General features: G+C 63.1%; 22 protein-coding genes. 11 read left to right on the top strand and 11 right to left on the bottom strand.

The window, feature by feature from the left end:
- Nucleotides 1-12 precede the first annotated feature (12 nt).
- From AADJ04_RS05085 to AADJ04_RS05065, 5 genes are all read right to left on the bottom strand, one after another.
- The gene (locus AADJ04_RS05085; protein ID WP_044395959.1) at nucleotides 13-942 is read right to left on the bottom strand and encodes a branched-chain amino acid ABC transporter permease; all 930 of its coding nucleotides are present in this window, start codon (nucleotides 940-942) and stop codon (nucleotides 13-15) included.
- A 310-nt stretch (nucleotides 943-1252) separates the two neighbouring features.
- Nucleotides 1253-2596: a replication-associated recombination protein A gene (locus tag AADJ04_RS05080; protein WP_341238958.1), complete on the bottom strand. Its 1344-nt coding sequence runs from the start codon at nucleotides 2594-2596 to the stop codon at nucleotides 1253-1255.
- A gap of 167 nt (nucleotides 2597-2763) precedes the next feature.
- The gene (gene lolA / locus AADJ04_RS05075) at nucleotides 2764-3396 is read right to left on the bottom strand and encodes an outer membrane lipoprotein chaperone LolA (protein ID WP_066690902.1); all 633 of its coding nucleotides are present in this window, start codon (nucleotides 3394-3396) and stop codon (nucleotides 2764-2766) included.
- A 90-nt stretch (nucleotides 3397-3486) separates the two neighbouring features.
- Entirely contained in the window at nucleotides 3487-5805 is a 2319-nt protein-coding gene (locus AADJ04_RS05070; RefSeq protein WP_341238957.1) for a DNA translocase FtsK 4TM domain-containing protein, read from the bottom strand.
- 67 nt (nucleotides 5806-5872) lie between these two features.
- Nucleotides 5873-6550 carry a Crp/Fnr family transcriptional regulator gene (locus AADJ04_RS05065; protein ID WP_066690907.1) on the bottom strand — a complete coding sequence of 226 codons (678 nt, stop codon included), beginning with the start codon at nucleotides 6548-6550 and terminating at the stop codon, nucleotides 5873-5875.
- 193 nt (nucleotides 6551-6743) lie between these two features.
- On the opposite strand from AADJ04_RS05065, the gene trxB reads away from it, so the two are divergent.
- From trxB to rpmG, 3 genes are all read left to right on the top strand, one after another.
- Entirely contained in the window at nucleotides 6744-7697 is a 954-nt protein-coding gene (trxB, locus tag AADJ04_RS05060; protein WP_044395953.1) for a thioredoxin-disulfide reductase, read from the top strand.
- Between the two features lie 185 nt (nucleotides 7698-7882).
- On the top strand, nucleotides 7883-8116 hold the full coding sequence (gene rpmB / locus AADJ04_RS05055; RefSeq protein ID WP_015013086.1) for a 50S ribosomal protein L28: 234 nt from the start codon (nucleotides 7883-7885) through the stop codon (nucleotides 8114-8116).
- 11 nt (nucleotides 8117-8127) lie between these two features.
- The gene (gene rpmG / locus AADJ04_RS05050; protein ID WP_008904999.1) at nucleotides 8128-8298 is read left to right on the top strand and encodes a 50S ribosomal protein L33; all 171 of its coding nucleotides are present in this window, start codon (nucleotides 8128-8130) and stop codon (nucleotides 8296-8298) included.
- 238 nt (nucleotides 8299-8536) lie between these two features.
- Here the strand turns inward: rpmG and AADJ04_RS05045 are convergent, their stop codons facing one another.
- The 3 genes from AADJ04_RS05045 to AADJ04_RS05035 form a co-directional block, all read right to left on the bottom strand.
- Complete coding sequence (locus AADJ04_RS05045) at nucleotides 8537-9751, bottom strand: fatty acid desaturase (RefSeq protein ID WP_207373915.1); 1215 nt, start codon at nucleotides 9749-9751, stop codon at nucleotides 8537-8539.
- Between the two features lie 135 nt (nucleotides 9752-9886).
- Complete coding sequence (locus AADJ04_RS05040; RefSeq protein ID WP_341238956.1) at nucleotides 9887-11161, bottom strand: RsmB/NOP family class I SAM-dependent RNA methyltransferase; 1275 nt, start codon at nucleotides 11159-11161, stop codon at nucleotides 9887-9889.
- Nucleotides 11162-11254: 93 nt separating this feature from the next.
- Complete coding sequence (locus AADJ04_RS05035) at nucleotides 11255-13105, bottom strand: M48 family metalloprotease (RefSeq protein ID WP_341238955.1); 1851 nt, start codon at nucleotides 13103-13105, stop codon at nucleotides 11255-11257.
- Between the two features lie 79 nt (nucleotides 13106-13184).
- Here AADJ04_RS05035 and AADJ04_RS05030 point away from each other — a divergent pair, with 79 nt between their 5' ends.
- Together AADJ04_RS05030 and AADJ04_RS05025 are read left to right on the top strand one after the other, a co-directional pair.
- Nucleotides 13185-13448 carry a DUF1653 domain-containing protein gene (locus tag AADJ04_RS05030; protein ID WP_341238954.1) on the top strand — a complete coding sequence of 88 codons (264 nt, stop codon included), beginning with the start codon at nucleotides 13185-13187 and terminating at the stop codon, nucleotides 13446-13448.
- Nucleotides 13449-13811: 363 nt separating this feature from the next.
- Complete coding sequence (locus AADJ04_RS05025) at nucleotides 13812-14366, top strand: hypothetical protein (protein WP_341238953.1); 555 nt, start codon at nucleotides 13812-13814, stop codon at nucleotides 14364-14366.
- A gap of 41 nt (nucleotides 14367-14407) precedes the next feature.
- Here AADJ04_RS05025 and purN read toward each other — a convergent pair whose 3' ends face one another.
- A complete protein-coding gene (purN, locus tag AADJ04_RS05020; RefSeq protein ID WP_341238952.1) occupies nucleotides 14408-14989 on the bottom strand; it encodes a phosphoribosylglycinamide formyltransferase in 582 nt (193 codons plus the stop codon).
- Between the two features lie 21 nt (nucleotides 14990-15010).
- On the opposite strand from purN, the gene AADJ04_RS05015 reads away from it, so the two are divergent.
- From AADJ04_RS05015 to AADJ04_RS05005, 3 genes are read left to right on the top strand one after another with little or no spacing between them, the layout of a single operon-like run.
- Nucleotides 15011-15724 (top strand): YceH family protein, encoded by a 714-nt coding sequence (locus AADJ04_RS05015; RefSeq protein WP_341238951.1) that lies wholly within the window; start codon nucleotides 15011-15013, stop codon nucleotides 15722-15724.
- A 47-nt stretch (nucleotides 15725-15771) separates the two neighbouring features.
- The gene (locus tag AADJ04_RS05010) at nucleotides 15772-16974 is read left to right on the top strand and encodes an acyl-CoA dehydrogenase family protein (RefSeq protein ID WP_198845406.1); all 1203 of its coding nucleotides are present in this window, start codon (nucleotides 15772-15774) and stop codon (nucleotides 16972-16974) included.
- 24 nt (nucleotides 16975-16998) lie between these two features.
- Nucleotides 16999-18114, top strand: a complete 1116-nt coding sequence (locus AADJ04_RS05005; protein ID WP_341238950.1) for an acyl-CoA dehydrogenase family protein — start codon at nucleotides 16999-17001, stop codon at nucleotides 18112-18114.
- Between the two features lie 108 nt (nucleotides 18115-18222).
- Here AADJ04_RS05005 and AADJ04_RS05000 read toward each other — a convergent pair whose 3' ends face one another.
- Together AADJ04_RS05000 and AADJ04_RS04995 are read right to left on the bottom strand one after the other, a co-directional pair.
- A complete protein-coding gene (locus tag AADJ04_RS05000; protein WP_341238949.1) occupies nucleotides 18223-19164 on the bottom strand; it encodes a bestrophin family ion channel in 942 nt (313 codons plus the stop codon).
- 72 nt (nucleotides 19165-19236) lie between these two features.
- Nucleotides 19237-19794 (bottom strand): HNH endonuclease, encoded by a 558-nt coding sequence (locus tag AADJ04_RS04995; RefSeq protein WP_341238948.1) that lies wholly within the window; start codon nucleotides 19792-19794, stop codon nucleotides 19237-19239.
- A 222-nt stretch (nucleotides 19795-20016) separates the two neighbouring features.
- Here AADJ04_RS04995 and AADJ04_RS04990 point away from each other — a divergent pair, with 222 nt between their 5' ends.
- From AADJ04_RS04990 to lspA, 3 genes are all read left to right on the top strand, one after another.
- Nucleotides 20017-21066, top strand: a complete 1050-nt coding sequence (locus AADJ04_RS04990; protein ID WP_066785322.1) for a bifunctional riboflavin kinase/FAD synthetase — start codon at nucleotides 20017-20019, stop codon at nucleotides 21064-21066.
- Between the two features lie 110 nt (nucleotides 21067-21176).
- Complete coding sequence (gene ileS / locus AADJ04_RS04985; RefSeq protein ID WP_341238947.1) at nucleotides 21177-24053, top strand: isoleucine--tRNA ligase; 2877 nt, start codon at nucleotides 21177-21179, stop codon at nucleotides 24051-24053.
- The coding region (gene lspA / locus AADJ04_RS04980) for a signal peptidase II (protein WP_341238946.1) at nucleotides 24054-24529 on the top strand (476 nt) is incomplete at its 3' end. It lies immediately after the preceding gene.

The following is a 24529-nucleotide window of genomic DNA, read 5'->3' as shown; positions in this document are numbered from 1 at the left end:
GTGTGAGGCTCCTCAGGCGCGATCGGCCACACGCTCACCCAGCAGGCCCGAGGGGCGCAGCGTCAGGATGATGATGAGCACGATGAACGCAAAGATGTCGGTGTAGTGGCTGCCCAGCAAACCGCCCGTGAGCGTGCCGATGTAGCCCGAGCCAATGGCTTCGATGAGGCCCAGCAAGATGCCGCCCACCACCGCACCGGCCAGGTTGCCGATGCCGCCAAACACGGCTGCCGTGAAGGCCTTGAGACCGGGCAGGAAGCCCATGGTGTGCTGCGCCGTGCCGTAGTTGGAGGCGTACATCATGCCGGCGATGGCGGCCAGGATGGCGCCGATGATGAAGGTGGCAGAGATCACCATGTCGGGCTTGACGCCCATGAGCGAGGCCACGCGGGGGTTTTCCGCCGTGGCGCGCATGGCGCGGCCCAGGTTGGTGTGGTTCACCAGATAGACCAGCGAAGCCAGTGCGATGGCCGTCACGCCCAGAATCAGGATCTGCGTGGGGGTGATGAAGGCGCCGCCCACCTGGAAAGGCGTGCTGGGCAACATCGTGGGATAAGGCTTGTAGTTGGGCTTCCAGATGATCATGGCCAGCGTCTGCAGCAAGATCGACATGCCGATGGCGGTGATCAGGGGAGCCAGGCGCGGGCTGTTGCGCAGCGGCCGGTATGCCACTTTTTCAATGACAAAGTTCAGGCTGGCGGCCACGATACAGGCGATGAGCGTGGCCAGAAGCAGGATGACCCAGCCTGGCGCGCCGGGCATGGCCCCTTGCATCAAGCCAATACAGCTCCAGCTTGTGAGTGCACCGATCATGAGCACTTCGCCGTGGGCGAAATTGATCAGTTGAATAATGCCGTACACCATCGTGTAGCCCAAGGCTATCAAGGCGTACATGCTGCCCAATACCAGACCGTTGATGATCTGCTGCAGCAAAATGTCCATAAGAAAAGTCCTTCGTTTGTGACGTACCCATCGTGCAGACACCGGAATCGGTGCAGCCTTTTGGGCCCGACTGCCATCTAGCAAAAAACCCGCCAGAAATGCAGCTGTGCGGGTTTGTGGTCGCGATTGTAGCGAGTACTCGTTCGGCTCCACGCCAGCAGTGGCGGGGTTTTCCCGCGGATTTGCGCTTCATCAGCCGCAAAAGCAATCCATAAGGAATTTTGATGCACCACCCGCAACCGATGTGTGAACTTATTACCCAACTCATGCACAATCGGCATAAGGGGTCGCACAGGCTCTCGAAAAGGGATTATTCACCGCTCGGCGGGTGCGAAAGGTCTGCAGCGGCGTTGCGCTCGCGCAGGTCGCGCAGCTTCTGGGCGATCTTGATTTCCAGACCACGCTCCACCGGCTCGTAAAAGCCGGGGTCGGCCATGCCGTCGGGCAGATAGCGCTCGCCCGCCGCAAAGCCGCCCTCTTCGTCGTGCGCGTAGCGGTAGCCCTTGCCGTAGTCGAGCTGCTTCATCAGCTGCGTAGGGGCGTTGCGCAAATGCAAGGGCACGGGCCGGGTGCCGTCCTGCTTCACCCAGGCCTTGGCAGCGTTGTACGCCTTGTAAACCGCGTTGGACTTGGGGGCCACCGCCAGATACACCACGCATTCAGCCAGGGCCAGTTCGCCCTCGGGCGAACCCAGGCGTTCGTACACCTCGGCGGCATCCAGCGCCAAGCGCAGGGCGCGCGGGTCGGCCAGGCCGATATCTTCACTGGCCATGCGCACCAGACGGCGAGCCATGTAGCGCGGGTCGGCACCGCCGTCGAGCATGCGCACCAGCCAGTACAGCGCCGCATCGGGATCAGAGCCGCGCACCGATTTGTGCAGCGCGCTGATGGTGTCGTAGAACTGCTCGCCGCCCTTGTCGTAGCGGCGCATACGCTCGCCCAGCACTTTCAGCAGCCAGGCGTCGGTGATCTCTTCCAGCTTTTCCTGGGTGGCCGCCATGGCCAGGGTTTCGAGCGTGTTGAGCAGCTTGCGGGCGTCGCCATCGGCATAGGCCACCAGGCGATCGATTGCTATGCTTTCCATAGCTGGTACCGCTTGATGGGATTGCGCCAGGGCCACAATTTGCTTCAAATCGTCGGCGGACAGCGGTTGCAGCACGTACACGGCCGCACGCGACAGCAGGGCCGAATTCACCTCGAACGATGGGTTCTCGGTGGTGGCCCCAATGAAGGTGAACAGCCCGCTTTCGACATGCGGCAAAAACGCATCTTGCTGGCTCTTGTTGAAGCGGTGCACCTCGTCCACAAACACCAGGGTGCGCTGCTGCATGAGCCCATCACGCGCCGCCTGGGCGCGCTCCACCGCATCGCGAATGTCCTTCACGCCGCCCAGCACCGCGCTGATGCTGATGAACTGCGCATCAAACGCGTCGGCCATCAGCCGGGCAATGGTGGTTTTGCCCACGCCCGGCGGGCCCCACAGGATGCAGCTGTGCGGGCGGCCCGACTCGAACGCCAGCCGCAGCGGCATGCCCGGCCCCAGCACATGCTGCTGGCCCACCACCTCGGCCAGTGTGCGCGGGCGCAAGACTTCTGCCAGGGGCTGGTGCAAGCCCAAGGGGGAAGCGACGGGGTCAGTGGGTTTTCGGGTCATAAAGTGAAGTGCACACGGGCCGGGGCGGCTATTGCACCACAGGCCATGCGCACTTGAAGCAAAAACAGCAGGTAGCGCTTTATCTACAAGCGCAGGCAGCTATTGAAATCATAGCATTCACCACTCCCCTCACCACGCCCACGGCCGGGGCTGCCAGTCCACCGGCTTTATTGCTTGACGATGTCTGCACCGGCCGGTGGCTTGAACTGGAAGGTGCTGGCGGGCAGCGCCGGGTTGACCTGCATGCCCTTGAAACGAATCGCCGAGCGCTGGCCGAAGCTGTCCACAATGTCCAGCGCCGCCAGTTGTTCACCCGCAAATCCCACGCGCACGCTTTGCAACTGACCATCTTTGGCCTTGGGGGTGGCCTGCACCCACTGCAGTCCATCCTGGTCAGGCGCTGCGGCCAGTGTGAAATCAGCCCGCAGGGCCGACAGGTCTGCCGCCGAGGCAATCAGCGAAGCAGGCGTGGAGCCCAGTGCCTGCGCCTGCGAACGCTGGGTGACCTGGTTCAAGTCCACATCCAGCAGCCACAGGGTTTGCCCATCGGCCACGATGGTTTGCTCAAACGGCTTTTGGTAGACGAACTTGAAGCGCCCTGGGCGCTGAAATTCAAAGGTGCCGCTGGATGTCTTGCTGCGTGCGGCTTGTCCGTCTTTGGGCGGAGAGGTCACCACCTGCGTGAAATCGGCCCGCCCGGTCTGCGTGCCTTTCATGAAGTTTTCAAGGCTTTTTAGCCCATCAGCGCTTGCCAGGCTTGCGCTGGCAGCTATCAAAATTGCAGTGAAAATCTTTTTCAACAAAAACTCCTAGAACGCGATGCTCGCCCCCCTGCTGGCCCACAGACCCTCGCGGGCCGGGGCTGCCACGGGCTACGGGCTGGGTGCAGATCAGCCCTCGCGCGCAGGCACCAGCACTTCGCGCTGGCCGCTGGCCGTGAGGGCGCTGACCAAGCCGGCTTTTTCCATGTCTTCCAGCAGGCGGGCCGAGCGGTTGTAGCCAATGCGCAGCTTGCGCTGCACATAAGAGATGCTGGCCTTGCGGTCTTTCAGCACCACCTCGACGGCTTGGTCGTACATGGGGTCCTTCTCGCCACCTTCACCCCCCTCTGCCGACAAATCGCCGTCGCCCTCTACAGTGCCACCTTCCAGCACCCCTTCGATGTAGTCCGGCTCCCCTTGTTCCTTGAGGTAACTGACGACACGGTGTACTTCCTCGTCTGACACGAAGGCGCCATGCACCCGAATGGGCAGGCCCGTGCCGCTGGCCATGTAGAGCATGTCGCCCATGCCCAGCAGCGCTTCGGCGCCCATCTGGTCAAGAATGGTGCGGCTGTCGATCTTGCTGCTCACCTGGAAGGCGATGCGGGTGGGAATGTTGGCCTTGATCAGGCCGGTGATCACGTCCACGCTGGGGCGCTGGGTGGCCAGAATCAGGTGAATGCCGGCCGCGCGGGCTTTTTGCGCCAAGCGTGCAATCAGCTCTTCGATCTTCTTGCCCACCACCATCATCAGGTCGGCCAGCTCGTCGATGACCACCACGATGTGCGGCAGGCGCTGTAGCGGCTCGGGCTCTTCAGGCGTCAGGCTGAAGGGGTTGTAGATGAACTCTTCCTTGGCCTTGGCTTCGTCGATCTTGGTGTTGTAGCCCGCCAGGTTGCGCACGCCGAGCTTGCTCATCAGCTTGTAACGGCGCTCCATCTCGGCCACGCACCAGTTCAGGCCGTGGGCGGCCTGCTTCATATCTGTCACTACCGGGGCCAGCAGGTGCGGAATGCCCTCGTAGACCGACATTTCCAGCATCTTGGGGTCGATCATCAACAGGCGCACATCGCGCGCCTCCGCCTTGTAGAGCAGCGAGAGAATCATGGCGTTGATCCCCACCGACTTGCCCGAGCCCAGCACGTGCGGCATCTTGGCGAGATCTGCCACCACCGGGTTGCCCACGATGTCCTTGCCCAGGCCCATGGTGAGCATGCTCTTGGCGTCGTGGTAAATCTGTGAGCCCAGGATTTCGGACAGGCGAATCGACTGGCGCTTGGCATTGGGCAATTCCAGCGCCATATAGTTTTTGCCGGGAATGGTCTCCACAACGCGGATGGACACGAGGCTGAGCGAGCGCGCCAGGTCTTTGGCGAGGCCCACGATCTGCGAGCCCTTCACGCCCGTGGCGGGCTCGATCTCATAGCGTGTGATCACCGGACCGGGCATGGCCGCCACCACGCGCACTTCCACGCCAAAGTCTTTGAGCTTTTTCTCGATGAGGCGGCTGGTCATCTCCAGCGTGTCGGAAGAAACGGTTTCCTGCTTCTGTTGCGGCCCGTCCAGCAGGTCCACCATGGGCAGCTTGCTGTCAGGCATGTCGGTGAACAAGGGCTTTTGCCGCTCTTTCACCACCCGTGCGCTCTGGGGGGTATCCACCAGCACAGGCTCGATGATCTGCACGGGCTCGGGGTGGTGCTCTTCGCTCTCGGTGCGCTCTTCGCGCACCACCACCGCACGTTCGCGCGCGGCCTTGCGGCCCACGGCCACGTCCTTGGCCACTTCGCGCTGCGCCAGGCGCGACTGCACCAGCGCATCAATGCGCCCACCAAGCCACTCGGCCACATGCCCCCACGAGAAGCAAAACACCATGGAAGCGCCCACCACTAGCAGCACAATGCTCACCAGGCCCGAACCGGTGAAGCCCAGCCACTTCATGGCACTCAAGCCCACCGTGTAGCCCAGTACTCCGCCACCGTGGCCGCCTGGCAGGTACGACTCGAACCGGTACAGGCGCGACCATTCCAGTGCGGCACTGGCACAGACGAGCAAAATCAGCCCCACCCAAAACACCAAACGGCGCATGGCGGGCGATGGAGCGCCTTCGGGCACTTCACCACCGCGCATCCACCGCGCCAACGACGCAAACCAGGCGCACACGGCTGCGGCCACGCACCACCACACCGAAAAACCCAGCGCAAAGTAGCTGCCATCAGCCAGCCACGCCCCCAGGCGCCCCGCCCAGTTGGCCACCATGCGCGACGAGCCCACGCCCGATGAGGACCAGGATGGGTCTTGCGCCGAATAGCTGACCAAGGCCAGCAACCAGAAAATCAGGGCCAGCAGGCCCACCAGCAAACTGACCTCATGTCCGAACCGGGCCGCGCCGGTGCGGGGGGGCGACTTGGCCGCCGCAGAAGCATTCAAAGTATTGAGGGAATAAGTCATAACGTGCCGGGCAAGCTTACCCCATGGACAAGGACAGACCGCGCCCGCAGCGGTACGGACATGGCCTTCAATTGAGGGAGTTCAGGCGCTCTTTGAGCAGGGTCACGCCATTGGGCAGGGTCTGGATAAAGGCACGCTCTTCCAGGTCTTTCATCACGCGGCTGACCATCTCGCGCGAGGCGCCCACCATCTTGGCCAGATCCTGGCGCGAGATTTTCTCGCGAATGACCCACTGGCCCTGAGCATCCTGCACCGCAAACTCCAGCAGGGCATGGGCCACGCGTCCATACACATCCAGTAACGCCAGTGACTCAATTTTGCGATCGGCATGGCGCAGGCGCTTGACCAGACCGCGCATCACCACCAGCGACATGGAGGCGTTTTCCGCCAGGCAGCGGGCAAAGTCCGCCCGGCCGAGCAGCAGCACATCGGTCTGCACCTCGGCCCGCACCGTGGCCGAATGCGGCTCGTTGTCGATGATGCTCATCTCGCCGATGTAGTCGCCCGGCCCCAGCGTGGCCAGAATCACCTCGCGGCCCCGGCTGTCGGCCGATACCACGCGCGCCCTGCCTGTCAGCAAAATGGCCAGGGCATTGGACTTTTGCCCTTGTTCGACCAGCACCTCACCGCGCTTGTAGCGTTGCTTGGTCACCGCCCCGCTGATCACTTCCGCCTGCGTCACCGTGAGCAGCGAGAACAATGGCACCCTGCGCAGCAGGTCCAGGTTGGACAACATGGTCGACATGGAAAAGACTTCTCCTCAACAGCAAAACGAACCCATCCCGACCACCCCGGTTTTGATGGGTTCTTACAATCACCACGATTGAAAACGGCCTGTTCCTGTGTGCCGCCCCTCGGCGGATACTTGGTGGGCTCTCTTTTTATTTTCCAACAGCGCCCAGCCTCCCTGGCAGGCGCGCACAACACAGGCTTGTACCATGTCTATCACCCAACACGCGAAAGTTCTGATCCTCGGCTCTGGCCCTGCCGGCTACACCGCCGCCGTTTACGCTGCGCGTGCCAACCTGAACCCCGTGCTGATCACCGGCATGGCGCAGGGCGGGCAGCTGATGACCACCACCGAAGTGGACAACTGGCCCGCTGACGTGCACGGCGTGCAAGGCCCGGACCTGATGCAGCGCTTTCTGGAGCACGCCGAGCGCTTCAAGACCCAGATCATCTTCGACCACATCAACAAGGTCGATTTCAGCAAGCGCCCCTTCACCCTCACAGGCGACAGCGGTACCTACACCTGCGACTCCCTCATCATCGCCACCGGCGCATCGGCCAAGTATCTGGGCCTGCCCTCGGAAGAAGCTTTCATGGGTCGCGGCGTGTCGGGCTGCGCCACCTGCGATGGTTTCTTCTACCGCGACCAGGACGTGTGCGTGGTGGGTGGCGGCAACACTGCCGTGGAAGAGGCGCTCTACCTCTCGAACATCGCCCGCAAGGTCACGCTGGTGCACCGCCGGGACAAGTTCAAGGCTGAGCCCATCCTGGTGGACAAGCTGAACGAAAAAGTGGCCGCTGGCAAGATTGAGCTGAAGGTGTTCCACACCCTGGATGAAGTGCTGGGCGACGACACCGGCGTGACGGGCATTCGCATCAAGAGCACGCAAGACGGCAGCACCCAGGACATTGAGCTCAAGGGCTGCTTCATTGCCATTGGCCATGCGCCCAACACTGAAATCTTCCAGGGCCAGCTGGAGATGGACAACGGCTACATCGTCACGCAGGGCGGGCTCAAGGGCTTTGCCACCCAGACCAGCGTGCCCGGCGTGTTTGCCGCAGGCGACGTGCAAGACCACGTGTACCGCCAAGCCATCACCAGCGCGGGCACGGGCTGTATGGCCGCACTCGATGCGCAGCGCTTCCTGGAACAAGAGGCTTGATCGAAAAGCAGGCCGCAGGCTATAATCTGCGGCTTTGCTGAATCCTGCCCGCCGTCCTGGCGGAACTTCAGGTTCAACAATCGGGTTACCGCCACCCTTTCTGGCGAGGTGAGACCGCTAGCGAGCCCTGCGCACTTTGCCAGGGCGCCCGCAAATGGTCGTTATAAAAGTATCGGAGTGTCCTGATGGCACGCGTCTGCGACGTAACGGGCAAGAAGCCCATGACTGGGAACAACGTTTCCCACGCCAACAACAAAACCAAGCGCCGGTTCCTGCCGAACCTGCAATACCGCCGTTTCTGGGTTGAGAGCGAAAACCGCTGGGTGCGCCTGCGTGTTTCGAGCGCTGCCCTGCGTTTGATCGACAAGAACGGTATCGACTCGGTGCTCGCAGACCTGCGTGCCCGTGGCCAGGCTTAAGGAGTAGCACCATGGCAAGCAAAGGCGGACGCGACAAGATCAAGCTGGAATCCACTGCGGGTACCGGCCACTTCTACACCACGACCAAGAACAAGAAGACCATGCCCGAGAAGATGCTGATCATGAAATTTGATCCAAAAGCTCGCAAGCATGTGGAATACAAGGAAATGAAGCTGAAGTAATTCAGCCCTCTTCCCCAAAAACCGCCCGGCAGCAATGCCCGGCGGTTTTTTTATGTCTGCGCTATTTGCATCTGACTTGCTGGCGGCCAATGAGGGCAATTACCTCAAGACAACGCTTCTGGAAATCCTGAGTACCGGACTGCCATGCCAATACGGCAGCCCATGTACTTCACCGCAGCAGTCTTTAGCGCCAGCAGAGGCCCCTAGGCAACCGAGCCTTTACGGAGCGCCGGCTAGATCAGGCCTGCACGGAGCGCAAGCGCAAAGAGAACTCGCGCAGCGCGGCAATGCCGCTTTCTTCAGCGCGGCGACACCAGGCCTGCAAATCTACAGTGAGCTGCTCGCGCGAGTGAGAGGTGTTAAGCCACAACTGGCGCAGTTCTTCGCGCATGGTGACCATGGTGTCCAGCGCAGGGTACGCGGCACGCACCTGGGCCAGTTGGGGCAAGGCCTGCGCAGGCACTTTCTCGGCGTCGCGGTGCAGCCAGCGCTTGGCGGCCTTGAGCACGGACACATCGCCATGGCGCGCCTTCAAGGCAGCGATTTCATCCTTGCACGCCTGGCGCACACCCCGGGCATAGCCCGCCATCACCTCGTAGCGGTTGGCGATCAAGGCTTCCAGCGTTTTCTCATCAGCCACAGGCTTGGGGGCACCCAACTGCAGCTTGGGCGGCACCTTCTTCACCGTGGCCCAGCCCACCTTTTGCATCAGGCTGATGTACAGCCAGCCGATGTCGAATTCAAACGGCTTGACCGAGAACTTGGCCGCCGTGGGGTAGGTGTGGTGGTTGTTGTGCAACTCTTCCCCGCCAATCAGGATGCCCCAGGGCGAGAGATTGGTGCTGGCGTCTTGCGCCTCGAAGTTGCGGTAGCCCCAGTAGTGGCCCACGCCGTTGACCACCCCGGCCGCCCAGAACGGAATCCAGGCCATCTGCACCGCCCACACGGCAGCGCCTGCAGCGCCGAACAAGGCCAGATTCAAAATCAGCATCAGGCCCACGCCCTGCCAGCCAAAGCGGCTGTACACGTTGCGCTCCACCCAGTCATTGGGGGTGCCATGGCCAAATTTCTGGAGGGTTTCGGGGTTTTTGGCCTCAGCGCGGTACAGCTCGGCGCCGCGCCACATTACGGTATCCAGCCCACGCGTTTGCGGGCTGTGTGGGTCGTCCGGCGTTTCGCACTTGGCGTGGTGCTTGCGGTGAATGGCCACCCATTCCTTGGTCTGCATGCCCGTGCCCACCCACAGCCAGAAACGGAAGAAATGCGAGGGGATGGCGTGCAACTCCAGCGCCCGGTGGGCCTGTGCGCGGTGCAAGAAGATCGTCACCGCCGCGATGGTGATGTGCGTCGTAACCAGCGTGTACAGCACGATCTGCCACCAGGTCAGGTTCCACAGGCCATGGCCCAGCCAATCAATGATGGCGTCCAACACCGCCCAATCAGGTAACAACATATTCACACTGCCTCTTCCACACACAAAACAGCCCACGCGGGGCACTCGACACAAATTCTAGGACGGCATTCCATTTTTGGGGATCGGGGTTCCCCGCGAATGGACGCCGCCAGGGGCAACACAGTTGCCCGGGGATCAACCCTTGCGCGTCCACACGGCGGCGAAGAAGCCGTCCGTCTGGTGGCGGTGGGGCCACATGCGCAAATAGGCTGTGCCAGTCTCGCCACCGCTGCACAGGCTGGCGGCCTGCTCCACTTTCAGCTGGCCCAGAACTTCACCCGCATCCAGCGGCACGAAATCCGGGTGGGCTGCGGTAAATGCTTCGGCAATGGCCTCGTTCTCCTGCGGCAAGATGCTGCAGGTGGCATAGACCAGACGCCCGCCCGGTTTGAGCAAGCGGGCGGCGCTGTCCAGAATGGCGGCCTGTTTGACCACCAGCTCTTGCACCGCCTTGGCAGACTGGCGCCATTTGAGGTCAGGGTTGCGGCGCAGCGTGCCCAGGCCCGAGCAAGGGGCGTCCACCAGCACGCGGTCGATCTTGCCGGCCAGGCGCTTGATGCGCTCGTCGCGCTCGTGGGCAATGGCGGCGGGGTGGATGTTCGACAGGCCGCTGCGGGCCATGCGGGGCTTGAGGGCATCGAGCCGGTGGGCCGACACATCAAACGCGTAAAGGCGGCCCGTGCTGCGCATGGTGGCGCCAATCGCCAGGGTCTTGCCACCAGCACCGGCACAAAAGTCCACCACCATTTCGCCGCGCTTGGCGTCCAGCAGCAATGCCAGCAGTTGCGAGCCTTCGTCCTGCACCTCGATGGCGCCACGGGTGAAGGCGTCGAGCTTGGTCAGTGCGGGCTTGCCCTCAATGCGAAGGCCCCACGGGGAATATGGCGTCGCTACTGATTTGATAGCTGCCTGCGCAAGCTCCTTCTGCACATCAGCCCGTTTTTCCTTCAAAACGTTGACGCGCAGGTCCAGCGGCGCGTTCTGCGCCATGCTTTCAGCCAGCGGCCAGAACTCATCGCCCAGCTGGTCCTTGAGGGGCTGTACCAGCCACTCGGGCAGGTTGTGGCGGTGGCGCTCCATCAGGTCGGCGGGGTTGATGGCGTCGCACTGGTCAAGCCAGTTCTTTTCCTGCTCGGTCAGCGCACTCTTCAAAAAGTCACGCGGGCCATGAAAGCCCAGGATAGCCAGGCGCCGCTCCTTGGAGCCAGAACCCGAGGGCGCGAGGTGGTCAAACAAGAGCTTTTTGCGCAGCACGGTGTACACCGTTTCTGCCAGGGTGGCGCGCTCGCGCGGGCCCAGGCCGCGGTTGTCGCGAAAAAAGCGGGACACCACGGCGTCGGCCGGGTGTTCAAACGTGAGGGTCAGCCGCACCAGCTCGGCACAGGCGTCAAGAAGAACTTTGGGATGCATCCCCCGATTGTCCCACTATGGCCCCAGGCCGACCTGCGCCGGGCCCACCCTACCCCGCCAGAGCCCCTGGCCTTTGCCAAAAGCAGGGGCCCTTCAACGCGAAAACACCGGCTCGAACGCCGAGCGCCGAATCTCCTGCAGCGTGGGCGATTCACCCGCCCACAGCGCCAGCACCGGGCCGGGCAGCCCGAGCGTGCGCTCCAGCGAGCGGCACAGCTCATAACGGTCTTCATCGTCCATGCCGGGCAGCTCCACAAACAACAGGTAGGCACGGCGCTGAGGGTGCTCGCGCAGGTTCTTGCGCACCAGCCAGGCACGTGCGATGGGGGTGCAGCGGGCCAGCTCGGCCTGAAACTCCCCCAGCTCGAACTCGCTCAGGTCGTGGCGTGCGATGTGGCTGAAGTAGGCCGGGTGGCTCAACTCTTCCCAGGCGCGCTCCTCCGATTCCTGGGCGCGCTCCAGCCGCTTGCGCCATTGCTTGAAGGCGGCTGCGTCGTGGTCATAGCCCATCCGGGGGGTTTCCAGTTCGGCCAGCGCCGTGCGGGCGGCCCACCAGCGGTCGTTGCTGCCCACGTCCCACAAACGGTGCAGGCAGGCCAGCTTGGCTTCGCGGTCGCCCTCTGGCAGCGCCTGCACCAGGCCCCGCAAGGCACCTGGGTGTTCGGAACTGCGTTCCAGCGCCAGTTCGTACAGCGGGCGCACGTCGGCGCGTGGATCCAGGTGTTTGCGCAAGCGGGCCAGCTCCACCAAGTCGGCAGCGCTGGCCTGGGCCATGCCAGCCTGCAGGGCCTCGGCACGGGCACACACGCGCTGCAGCCAGGCGTGGTGCAGCTTCCATTCGGTGGCGTTGTCGGCACACCATTGCCGGTCAAAGCGGGCGATCCAGGCTTTGTATTCAGGCCCCAGCAGGGCCAGGGCGCTGCCGCGCGACCATTCCGGAAGCGTGCCTGCGGCATCCAGCGCTTCCAGCCGGTCACGCAGGCCAGGGTGGGTGTCGTCCAGGTTGCTGATGCGTTTGAGCGCCTGGCGCAAGGCATCGTTGGCAAATGCGGCTTCGGGGGCGCGGGCCAGCAGGCGCCGCAAGCCACGGAAAGGCCCCACGGGCAACGCCTGGCTGGCTGCCATGCACCAATGGTCACGCCAGAACTCGGTTTGCAGCCAGCGCCCGCGAATCTCCACCTCGATCAATGCCGCAGCCATGACTTCGCGGCCCGCGAGGCGACCGGCAATGTGGTCGGCCTCGTATTCATCCTGCCGCGCCATCGCAAAGGTTTTGGCGGCAAAGCGTGGAAAGTACCAGCGCAGAAACGCCTGCGTCGCAACCCCAGCCACGCCGGTATCGTCACCCAGGTTCTTGTTCAACTGCATCCAGGACCAGCGGGTGCGGTAGATCCAGGCGCCAAAGCGGCCATGGTCGCCGCGCAGGTGGCCGTATTCATGAGCCAGCACCGACAAAAATCGACCACGGTCCAGCGCCATCAGCAGTGGCAGGCCAATCACCAGGTAATTGGTGCCGCCACCGAACAGTCCATAGCGCGGAATCTGCTGGATGCTGGCGTTGAACTCATCGCTGAGCAGCACATGGTGAATCGCCGGGCCTTTCACCTTGCGGCGGATGCGCTCCAGCGCCTGGAACAGTTCCGGGGCGTCTTCGGCGGTGATCTCTTCGCCCTCAGGCGGCGCAATGCGCACCCACAACGCCCGCAGGCTGACCCATAGCAGGCTACCCGCTGCCAGCAGCAACACCAAGCCGAAACGAAAACGCCCTTGCAGCAACTGCGGCAACGCCCAGGCCACCAACGCCAGTGCGACGACGGCGCAGCCCACCACCCAGGCGTAGCCCAGGGCGGCAAAAGCGGCTACGCTGCGCCGGTACGCACTGCTGTTTTCGGCGCTGTCTTGCTCGCTGGTGCGCACCAGATGCACAAAATCTGCCCATTCCATGGCCTAACCCCTCCCTTTTTTTATTTTTTTAGCGGTACCGCCGTGGTCGGCGGCCGCAGCACAACCTTCCATCCTAACCATGAACGAAACCCTTCCTCCCTTGCCCCCCACACCCCCGGGCTTGTACCGGCACTACAAAGGCAACCTGTACGAGGTGGTGGGCACCGCCCGGCACAGCGAAACGCTGGAGCCCATGACCGTGTACCGCGCCCTGTACGGTGAACACGGCTTGTGGGTGCGCCCGGCCGCCATGTTTGCCGAGCAGGTCACCATCGACGGGGTGCTGCGCCCGCGCTTCGAAAAGTGCGCAGATTCCATCCCCGCCAGCCCATCCAACATCTGATTTGCTATATTTTTAATAGCTAGCAGCGCTTTCTGGTAAAGCGCCAGAGCCCATTTTTCGGCTCTTCTAGCGAATGCTAGTGATGCACTCGATAAATGTCGTACGTCGAAATCGTCGTTTACAGACGTGCGGCGATTTCCATCACTACTATTCGCTAGAAGAGCCCATTTTTCTCCAAAGCACACGATCCGCAGCACAAAGGCTGCCTACCGGAACGGCTTGGCCCGTCCTACAACCCTGCTGCACCCTCCACGCTAATTTGAAACCGTCCGCTTGGCCAAGCTGCCGGGCCTGGGTGCCCCTACGGTCCCGCCCCACACCGCAGCGGCCAGGCTTGTTTCATTCCCCACGCTGGAGGTAGTGATGGCTTATTTGCTTCAAGGGCTGTTTGGAGAACGTTCCCTCACCAAGGTCGCTGGCCTTTATCCACAAAAAGGCCAGGCCGAATCATCGATGGCTGCTGTGATGCGGCTGGGCGGCATCCAGCCGGGCCAGGTGCGGCTGCTGGGCCCGCACGATGCGAAGGCACCGCACCATGAAATTTTTTCGTACGCGATGGAACCTGAGCCCCAGGGCATCGCCCGCACGTTTTATCAAGCGCATCTGGTGGGTGGCATGGCGGGGGCTGTTGCAGGGCTGGCCCTGTATGCGTGGTTTTGGCGCGCGGGGCACCCCATGATTGCCAGCAGCCCGCTGCTGGCCTTGATCGCACTGGTGGGCTTTGGCACCACGTTTGGTTTGCTGGCAGGCGGGCTGCTGTCGATGCGGCCGGACCACATTCGCCTGATCACCCGCGTGCGGTCTGCGCTGCGCCAAGACCACTGGGCGATGGTGGCCCACCCCACCACGCCAGAGCAAGCGGCCCAGGTCAAGGCCGTGCTGCATGGCAGCGCCGCCGAGGTGGTGTCCACCCTGTAAGAACCTGCTGAACTGCGGGTGCCATTCAGCATCAGGCTTGATTACAAAGCCCGCACCAAGTTGCGCACCGCGCGGGGGTAAATGATGTGCTCCTGCGTCAGCACGCGCGCCGCCAGGGTTTGGGCGGTGTCATCCGGCAACACGGGAACCACGGCCTGGGCCAGGATGGGACCCACGTCCAGCTCGGCCGTCACCTGGTGCACCGTCACGCCTGCAAACTTGCAGCCAGCGTCGATGGCGCGCTGGTGCGTATGAAGACCGGTGAAAGCGGGCAGCAACGAAGGGTGGATGTTGATGAGCCGCCCGGCGTAGTGCTCCACAAAACCGGGCGTCAGGATGCGCATGAACCCGGCCAGCACCACCAGGGCAGGCTGGTACTGGTCAATCGCCTGGGCCAGTGCCGCATCAAAAGCCTCGCGGCTCTCAAACGCCTTGTGGTCTAGCACGGCGGTGGCAATACCGTGCTCGCGGGCAAACACAAGGCCTTTGGCATCGGCCTTGTTGCTCACCACGGCAGCAATGCGCACACCGTACGCGCGCGCCCACTGTTCCTGTTGCGCGGTTTTGACGATGGCTGCCATGTTGGAGCCGCCGCCGGAGATCAAAATCACGATGTTCTTCATTTGCCCGTGATTATCCCAGCCATGTCCACCCCCTTCAGCCCCGCCACCCGCCCCCTCACCCCCAACGAAGCCCGCGTGCTGGCGACGTTGATGGAAAAAGCCCGCACGGTGCCCGACAGCTACCCCATGTCGCTCAATGGTCTGGTCACCGGTTGCAACCAGAAAACCAGCCGCGACCCGGTGATGCAACTGACGGATGCCGAAGCGCAAGAGGCGCTGGATTCGCTGAAGCTGCTGACCCTGGTGTTTGAGAGCAGCGGCAACCGCACCACACGGTGGGAACACAACTTTCAGCGCGGCGTGGGCGTGCCCGACCAGTCCGCCGCGCTGCTGGGCCTGCTGATGCTGCGCGGGCCGCAAACGGCGGGTGAGCTGCGCATCAATGCCGAGCGCTGGCACCGGTTTGCCGACATCTCGTCGGTGGAAGCATTTTTGGACGAATTGCAAAACCGCAGCGCAGAAAAAGGCGGCCCGCTGGTCGTGCTGCTGCCCCGCGCGCCCGGCGCCCGCGAGCCGCGCTGGGCCCACCTGCTGTGCGGGCCGGTAGACACCAGCCAGCAGGCCTACGGCGGCCACCCGGCCCCCTCACTGGACACCCCTGCCCCCGCCCTGCAAGCCCGCGTACAAGCGCTGGAGGCCGAAGTGGCAAGCCTGCAAGCCACGGTGCGCCGCCTGTGCGACGAGCTGGGCCTGGTGCCTGGGTTGACGAGCATGTCACCACCCGGACAGGACTGAAACGAACGACCGTGCTACAAACACAAAATCAATAGGAGACAAGCTGCATGGATCTCGCATTCACCCCCGAAGAGCAGGCCTTCCGCGAGGAAGTCCGCACCTGGGTTCAAGCCAATCTGCCCAAAGAAATCTCCCACAAGGTGCACAACGCCCTGCGCCTGACCCGCGACGATATGCAGGGCTGGGCCAAGATTCTGGGCAAAAAAGGCTGGCTGGCCTTTGGCTGGCCCAAGGAGTTTGGCGGCCCCGGCTGGACGGCCGTACAAAAGCACCTGTTTGAAGAGGAGTGCGCTCTGGCTGGTGCGCCTCGCATCATCCCCTTCGGCCCCGTCATGGTGGCCCCGGTGATCATGGCGTTTGGCAATGCCGAGCAGCAAAAACGCTTCTTGCCCGGCATCGCCAGCGGCGAAGTGTGGTGGAGCCAGGGCTACAGCGAACCGGGCTCGGGCTCGGACCTGGCCAGCGTCAAGACACGCGCCGAGCGCGTGGGCGACAAGTACATCGTCAACGGCCAGAAGACCTGGACGACCCTCGGCCAGCACGGCGACTGGATGTTCAACCTCGTGCGCACCAGCACCGAAGGCAAGCCGCAGACCGGCATCTCCTTCCTGCTGGTGGACATGAAGTCCAAGGGCGTGACCGTGCGCCCCATCAAGCTGCTCGATGGCGAGTGCGAAGTGAACGAAGTGTTCTTCGACAACGTCGAAGTGCCCGCCGAAAACCTGATCGGTGAAGAAAACAAGGGCTGGACCTACGCCAAGCACCTGCTGAGCCACGAGCGCACCAACATCGCCGACGTGAACCGCAGCAAGCGCGAGCTGGAGCGCTTGAAGCGCATCGCCAAGACCGAAGGCATGTGGGACCCTACCGAAGGGGGCGCTGATGCGGTGCGCTTCCGCGACCAGATCGCACTGCTCGAAGTGGACATCGTCGCGCTCGAAATGCTGGTGCTGCGCGTGCTGTCGGCCGAGAAATCGGGCAAGAACTCGCTCGACATTGCGGGCCTGCTCAAGATCAAGGGCAGCGAGATCCAGCAACGCTATGCCGAGCTGATGATGCTGGCCGCAGGCCCCTTTGCCATGCCCTTCATCGAAGAGGCCATGGAAGCCGGCTGGCAGGGCAACTTCCCCGGCGGCGTGGTGGCCAACGCGCCGCTGGCATCCACCTACTTCAACCTGCGCAAGACCACCATCTACGGTGGCTCCAACGAAGTGCAGCGCAACATCGTGGCTCAGACCGTGCTCGGCTGATCCCAAGTTCCAGGAGACAAGAACATGGATTTCGATTTTTCTGACGACCAGGAACAACTGCGCGACGCCGTACGCAAGTGGGTGGACAAGGGCTACACGTTCGAGCGCCGCCGCGCCGCGGTGGCAGCAGGTGGCTTTGACCGCGCCGCATGGAACGAACTGGCCGAACTGGGCCTCACGGCCCTCACCGTGCCCGAAGCGCAAGGCGGCATGGGCCAAGGCGCCATCGACGCAATGGTGGTGGCCGAAGAACTGGGCCGCGGCATCGTGCTGGAACCCATCGCGCAGTCTTTCATTGCCAGCGCTGTACTGTCCCACTACGCCCCCGCCGAAATGCAATCGGCGTGGTTGCCCCGCGTGGCCAGCGGCGAAGCGGTGGTGGTGCTGGCGCACCAAGAGCGCAAGGCACGCTACCGCCTGGACGTTTGTGAGGCAAAAGCGGCTCCTGCGCAATCAGGATATGCGGTAACAGCTATCAAAAGCGTAGTGCCTGCGGGTGACAAGGCGGATGCCTTCATCGTGCCCGCACAGCTGGACGGCAAGATCGCCCTCTTCTTGGTCGAGCGTACTGCGAGTGGCGTGACCACCCAGGGCTACGTCACGCAAGACGGCAGCCGCGCGGCCGAAGTGCACCTGGTCAACACCCCCGCCACGCTCATCACCACCGACGGCCTGGCCGCGCTGGAACTGGCCGTGGACACCGGCATTGCCGCCACCTGCGCCGAAGCCGTGGGCGTGATGGACAAAACGCTGGCCATCACCGTCGAATACATGAACCAGCGCAAGCAGTTTGGTGTGTTCATTGCCAGCTTCCAGGCCCTGCGCCATCGCGTGGCAGACATGAAGATGCAGTTGGAGCTCGCCCGCTCGATGAGCTACTACGCCAGCCTCAAGCTCGGCTCCCCCGCAGAAGAACGCCGCGCTGCCATGGCCCGCGCCAAGGTGCAGTTGGGCCAGTCGATGCGCTTCGTCGGTCAGCAGGCCGTGCAACTGCATGGCGGCATTGGCGTGACAGACGAGTACATCGTGAGCCACTACTTCAAGAAGCTCACGCAGCTGGAAGTGGCGTTTGGCGACACGCTGCACCACTTGGGCGAGGTTTCTGCGCGGATGCAGGATACGGCGGGCGTGTTTGCCTGAGCGCGGCATTCGCGCAAACGGCCTATGGGTCATCCAACCCATAGGCCGATCCCCTGGCTGGTAGCCACTCGGCCACGAATCAGACGGGCTTATCAGCGATGCCCTGTCTCACGTCAGCAAGTAGTCCACCGGCAACAATGGGGGGGGCAAATCAGTTTCACCCAGGGACTCACGCAGGTTGATTTCCATCGCCCGGCACAGAGTGTCCAGCGGCAGATCGTTGCTCTCCAAACCAAAAGGCTCTTCAATTTCATCGCCCAGCGCATCCAGCCCAAAGAAGGTGTAGGCCACGATGGCGACGACAAAGGGCGTCATGAAGCCGGTGGTATCCACCAGACCAAAGGGAAGCAAAAAGCAATAGAGGTAAGCCGTGCGGTGCAGCAGCAGGGTGTACGAGAACGGCACTGGTGTGTTCCGGATCCGCTCGCACGATGCGGCGGAGGCCGTCATGGCTGACAAGGTCGTGTCGATGCCCGCCGCCAAGCAGGGATCGATGCGCCCCTCGCGCAGGCACTGGCGCAAGTCTTGGCCCAGCCCCTGCATGATCGCCTCGGGCCGCACGCTGGACTGGGCCACGCGTGGCCAATCCTGCGCAGGCAGCCAGCGCTGCAGCAAGGCATCGTCGCTTTGCGAGCGCAAGTGCAGGCGCAGGGCGTGAACAAACGCAATCGCTCGGTGCACCATGCGCACCCGCACATCCCCGGCGCGGTTGGCAGGGTCCACGGGCTGGTCCAGCTCAATCAGGCTCAGGCATTGGCGCGACAGGTTGCGCGTGCGCAATACCAACTCACCCCATAGCTTGCGCCCTTCCCAGTAGCGGTCATAGGCCGTGGTGTTGCGAAAGCCGAGAAAAATCGCAAGCGGCAGACCCATCAAGGTAAAGGGGATGGGAGTGAGCGTGATCTTGAAAGTGAACAGGTTGCCGTGCGCCAGCGTCACGGCCGTGGCCAGCAGGGTGTTGAACAGCAGTGTCCAGCGGATGCGCTGCAGGATGGACCCACGCAGCAGCAAAAACAGACGCAGGCCGGAGGGCCGATCGCGAACGATCATGGGAGGTTTTCAGGGAAAACCCTGATTCTCCCACAGGGTTTACCGCGCCGCAGTGATGCGGTGCAAAGGATGCTAGGCCGCCAGCCGCGACGACTTGGGCACATGTGCCAACAAAAACTCCATCTGGTCGGCAAGGATGCGGCGGTTGCGCAGGATGAAATCTTCCCACAGGCTGGGCACATAAGGGGCATACAGCAAAGGCATGTGAGCCTGCTCGGGCGTACGCGGCCCTTTTCGGTGGTTGCAGGCACGGCAGGCCGTGACGACGTTCATCCAATGGTCCTGCCCCTGGTGGGCGAAAGGCACGATGTGTTCGCGCGTCAATTCTTCCTCGTGAAAATGCCCACCGCAATAGGCGCAGATGTTGCGGTCGCGCGCGAACAGCTTGCTGTTGGTCAGGCCTGGTTTCAGTTCAAACGGGTTGATGCGTGGGACGCCTTTGGTGCCGATGATGCTGTTGACGGCAATTACCGATTGCTCGCCCGTGATGGCGTTGTGACCGCCACGGAAGCGGGCAATCTGGGCGCCCGACTCCCAGCGCACTTCGCCTGCAGCGTAGTGGATGACTGCTTGCTCCAACGTGATCCACGATTGGGGCAGCCCCTGGGCTGACAGCTTCAAGACCTTCAAAACACGCCTCCTGGAAACTTACGCTACACAAGGATTCGGAACTCGGATGTCTCGGCGGAAGGCACTGCGCTGGTGCGCTTCCAGTCGGCCTGCAACCCTCGGGTGCCAGGCAATGCCGCCTGACGGGCGGGTGTCGGTCACAATATACTCTTTTTCCATGACAAATTGGCGTCTTGCGCTTGATCCACTTGCGCAGGCTGCTATCAAAAAGATAACAAGCCGATGAAGATCTTTCGCGGATTCCACCACCCTGGCATCGCCAGCGCCTGCGCGCTGACCATCGGTAATTTCGACGGCGTGCACCGGGGGCACCAAGCCATGCTGGCGTTGCTGAACAACGAAGCCGCCCACCGGGGCGTGGAGAGCTGCGTACTCACGTTCGAGCCGCACCCGCGCGACTATTTTGCTGGCGTGGCGCGCAAGCCCGAACTGGCCCCCGCACGCATTGGCACTTTGCGCGACAAGCTCACCGAGCTGGAGCGCTGCGGCGTGCAGCAGGTGGTGGTGCTGCCCTTCAGCGCGCGGCTGGCCGCGCAAACGCCCGAGGCCTTCATCAACGAAGTGCTGGTGCAAGGCCTGGGGGCACGCTACGTGCTGGTGGGCGACGATTTCCGCTTTGGCGCCAAGCGGGCGGGCGACTACGCCATGCTCGACGCGGCTGGGCAAGCCCAGGGCTTTGATGTGGCCCGCATGAACAGCTACGAGGTACGCGGCCTGCGGGTGTCCAGTTCAGCCGTTCGCCAGGCCTTGGGCGCAGGTGACATGGAAGCTGCTGCCGCCCTGCTGGGGCGGCCGTACACCATCTCAGGCCATGTGGTGCATGGCCGCAAGCTGGGGCGCGCCCTGGGCGCCAGCGCCGACGGCGCGCAAGACGGCTTCCGCACCCTGAACCTGCGCTTTGCCCATTGGAAGCCTGCTGCCAGCGGCATTTTTGCCGTGCTGGTGCATGGCCTGGGCGACACCCCCCTGCCCGGTGTGGCCAACCTGGGCGTGCGACCGTCACTCGACCCGAACGATGTGAATGGCGGCCGCGTGCTGCTGGAAACCCATTGCCTGCAATGGCCGGACAGCCTGGGCGCCGAGGGGGCGTACGGTAAAATCATCCGCGTGGAACTTCTGCACAAACTGCACGACGAGCTCAAGTACGACGGTCTCGATGCCCTCACTGCCGGTATCGCCAAGGACTGCGCCGATGCGCGCGCCTACTTTGCCTCTGGCCACGCCCGCTCGTACACCGAGACCCGGCGCCAGACCACCCGCGACCGAATTTAGAGGGCTGCCTTTGCGCAGCGCCCGTGCTTGCGGGCCAGCTTCTCTCGTCCCAGTCACTCCCGTTTTTCGCGCCGGGTACGCCCCGGATTGCACCGTTCTAAGGTACTTTCATGTCCGATAACGCCAGCTCCACCCCCACGAACAGCACGCCTGCCGTGGACTACCGCGCCACGCTGAACCTGCCAGACACTTCCTTCCCCATGCGCGGCGACCTGCCCAAGCGTGAGCCCGGCTGGGTGAAGGAGTGGGAAGACAAAGGCATCTACAAAAAGCTGCGCGATGCCCGTTGTGGTGCACCCAAGTTCATCCTGCACGACGGCCCCCCCTATGCCAACGGGCAACTGCACATTGGCCACGCGGTCAACAAGATCCTCAAAGACATGATCACCAAGGCGCGCCAGCTCGAAGGCTTTGACGCGCTGTACGTGCCCGGCTGGGACTGCCACGGTCTGCCCATTGAAAACGCCATTGAAAAGCTGCACGGCCGCAACCTGCCGCGTGACGAAATGCAAGCCAAGGGCCGTGCCTTTGCCACCGAGCAAATCGCACAACAGATGGCCGACTTCAAGCGCCTGGGCGTGCTGGGTGATTGGGACAACCCCTACAAGACCATGAACTTCGCGAGCGAAGCCGGCGAGATCCGTGCGCTCAAGAAGGTGATGGAGCGGGGCTTCGTGTACCGCGGCCTCAAGCCTGTGTACTGGTGCTTTGACTGCGGCTCGTCGCTGGCCGAGTTTGAAATCGAGTACCAAGACAAGAAGAGCACCACGCTGGACGTGGCCTTCAAGGCCCACAACCCTGCCGCGCTGGCGGCGGCTTTCGGTGTGCCTGCATTGACGCAAGATGCGTTTGCCGTGATCTGGACCACCACGGCCTGGACCATCCCCGCCAACCAGGCGCTGAACCTGAACCCCGAGCTGCCTTACTCGCTGGTGGAAACCGAACGCGGCCTGTACGTGATCGCCGAAACACTGGTCGATGCCTGCATGGAGCGCTGGGGCCTGCAAGGCAAGGTGCTGGCCACCGTTCCGGGCGAAAGGCTGGGCGGCATCGAGTTTGAGCACCCACTGTACGACGTGGCCAGTGAAGACGGCAGCCATGGCTACCGCCGCCTCTCGCCCGTGTACCTGGCCGACTACGCCACGGCCACCGACGGCACGGGTATCGTGCACTCGTCGCCTGCCTACGGCGTGGACGACTTCAACTCGTGCGTGGCGCACGGTATGAAGTACGACGATATCCTGAACCCCGTGCAGGGCAACGGCACCTATGCGGCCGACTTCCCGTTGTTTGGCGGTCAGCACATCTGGAAGGCCATCCCCGTCATCATCGAAGCTCTGCGCAATGCGGGCCGCCTGATGGCTACCAAGGACATCACCCACAGCTACCCGCACTGCTGGCGCCACAAGACGCCCGTGATCTACCGCGCCGCCGCCCAGTGGTTCGTGCGCATGGACGAAGGCGAAGGCGTGTTCACCACCGACAAGGCTCCGGGCACGCTGCGCCAGACGGCCCTGGCGGCCATCGAGCAGACCAGCTTCTACCCAGAAAACGGCAAGAGCCGCCTGCGCGACATGATCGCGGGCCGGCCCGACTGGTGCATCTCGCGCCAGCGCAGCTGGGGCGTGCCCCTGCCCTTCTTCCTGCACAAGGATTCGGGCGAGCTGCACCCGCGCACCATGGAAATCATTGACCAGGCGGCAGCCATCGTCGAAAAGGGCGGCATCGAGGCCTGGAGCCGCGTGACAACCGAAGAAATCCTGGGCGCAGAAGACGCGCCACACTACACCAAGAGCACGGACATTCTGGAAGTGTGGTTCGACTCGGGTTCCACCTTCTGGCACGTGATGCGCGGCACGCACGGCACCATGCACCACGAGACTGGCCCTGAGGCCGACCTGTATCTGGAAGGCCATGACCAGCACCGCGGCTGGTTCCACAGCTCGCTGCTGCTGGCCAGTGCCATCTTTGGCCGCGCGCCCTACCGCGGCCTGCTGACCCACGGCTTCACCGTGGACGGCCAGGGCAAGAAGATGAGCAAGTCGCTGGGCAACACCGTCTCGCCGCAAGAGGTGAGCGGCAAGCTGGGTGCCGAAATCATCCGCCTGTGGTGCGCCTCGACCGACTACTCGGGCGACCTGGCCATTGACGACAAGATCCTGGCCCGCGTGGTCGATGCGTACCGCCGCATCCGCAACACGCTGCGCTTCCTGCTGGCCAACGTGAGCGACTTTGACCCGGCCACCGATACCGTGCCGGCTGATCAGTTGCTGGAAATCGACCGCTACGCCCTGGCCCGCGCCAGTCAGCTGCAGGCCGACATCCTGGGCCATTACGAGGTGTATGAATTCCACCCCGTGGTAGCCAAACTGCAGGTCTACTGCTCGGAAGACCTGGGTGCGTTCTACCTCGACGTGCTCAAGGACCGCCTCTACACCACCGCGCCCAAGAGCCTGGCACGCCGCAGCGCTCAGACCGCGCTGTACCAGATCACCCACGCCATGCTGCGCTGGATGGCGCCGTTCCTGTCGTTCACTGCAGAAGAAGCATGGAAGGTATTCGGCAAATCCGAGACCATCTTTGTGGAGAAGTTCTGGGACTTTGGTGCCACCGATGCTGCGCTGCTGGACAAGTGGGACCGCATCCGCGCCGCCCGTGAAGTGGTGAACAAGGAGATCGAAGCCCTGCGCGCCGACGGTAAGGTGGGCGCATCGCTGCAGGCCGAGGTCACGGTGACCGCCAGCGGCGAACTGCTCGAAGCCCTGCGCAGCCTGGGTGAAGACCTCAAGTTCGTGTTCATCACCTCCGCAGCCACGCTGGCCGAAGGCGAAGCCCTGGCCGCCAGCGTGACACCGAGCAACCATGCCAAGTGCGAACGCTGCTGGCACTACCGTGAGGACGTGGGCCAGGACGCGGCCCACCCCACCATTTGCGGCCGCTGCACCAGCAACCTTCACGGCACCGGTGAAAACCGGGTGTGTGCCTGAATGGCCGCGGTTCCAGCCGTGGGCGGCAACCAGTCCACCACCCGCAGCATGGCGTTGTGGCTGATATGGGCCGTGGTCATTGTGGCGGCAGACCAGTGGACTAAAGAGCTGATCCTGCGCAACTACCAGTGGGGCGAAGCCACGACCATCACGACTTTCTTCAATATCGTGCGCGCCCACAACACCGGTGCAGCCTTCTCCTTCCTCTCGAACGCAGGGGGATGGCAGCGCTGGCTGTTCACCGGTATTGGTACCGTTGCCAGCCTTTTCATCATCTGGCAGCTCTACAAGCACCCCACGCAAAAGCTGTTCTGCTTTGCACTGGCCAGTGTGATGGGCGGTGCCATTGGCAACGTGGTGGACCGCTTGATGCACGGCTACGTGGTCGATTTTCTGGACTTCCACGTCATGGGCTGGCACTTCCCGGCATTCAATGTGGCCGACTCGGCCATCACGGTCGGCGCGGCACTGCTGCC

It is taken from the genome of uncultured Acidovorax sp. (genome assembly GCF_964021665.1).
Lineage (GTDB): Bacteria > Pseudomonadota > Gammaproteobacteria > Burkholderiales > Burkholderiaceae_C > Acidovorax > Acidovorax temperans.
Note: the sequence above shows the minus strand (reverse complement) of the source record. Positions and strands in the feature narration are given on the sequence as shown.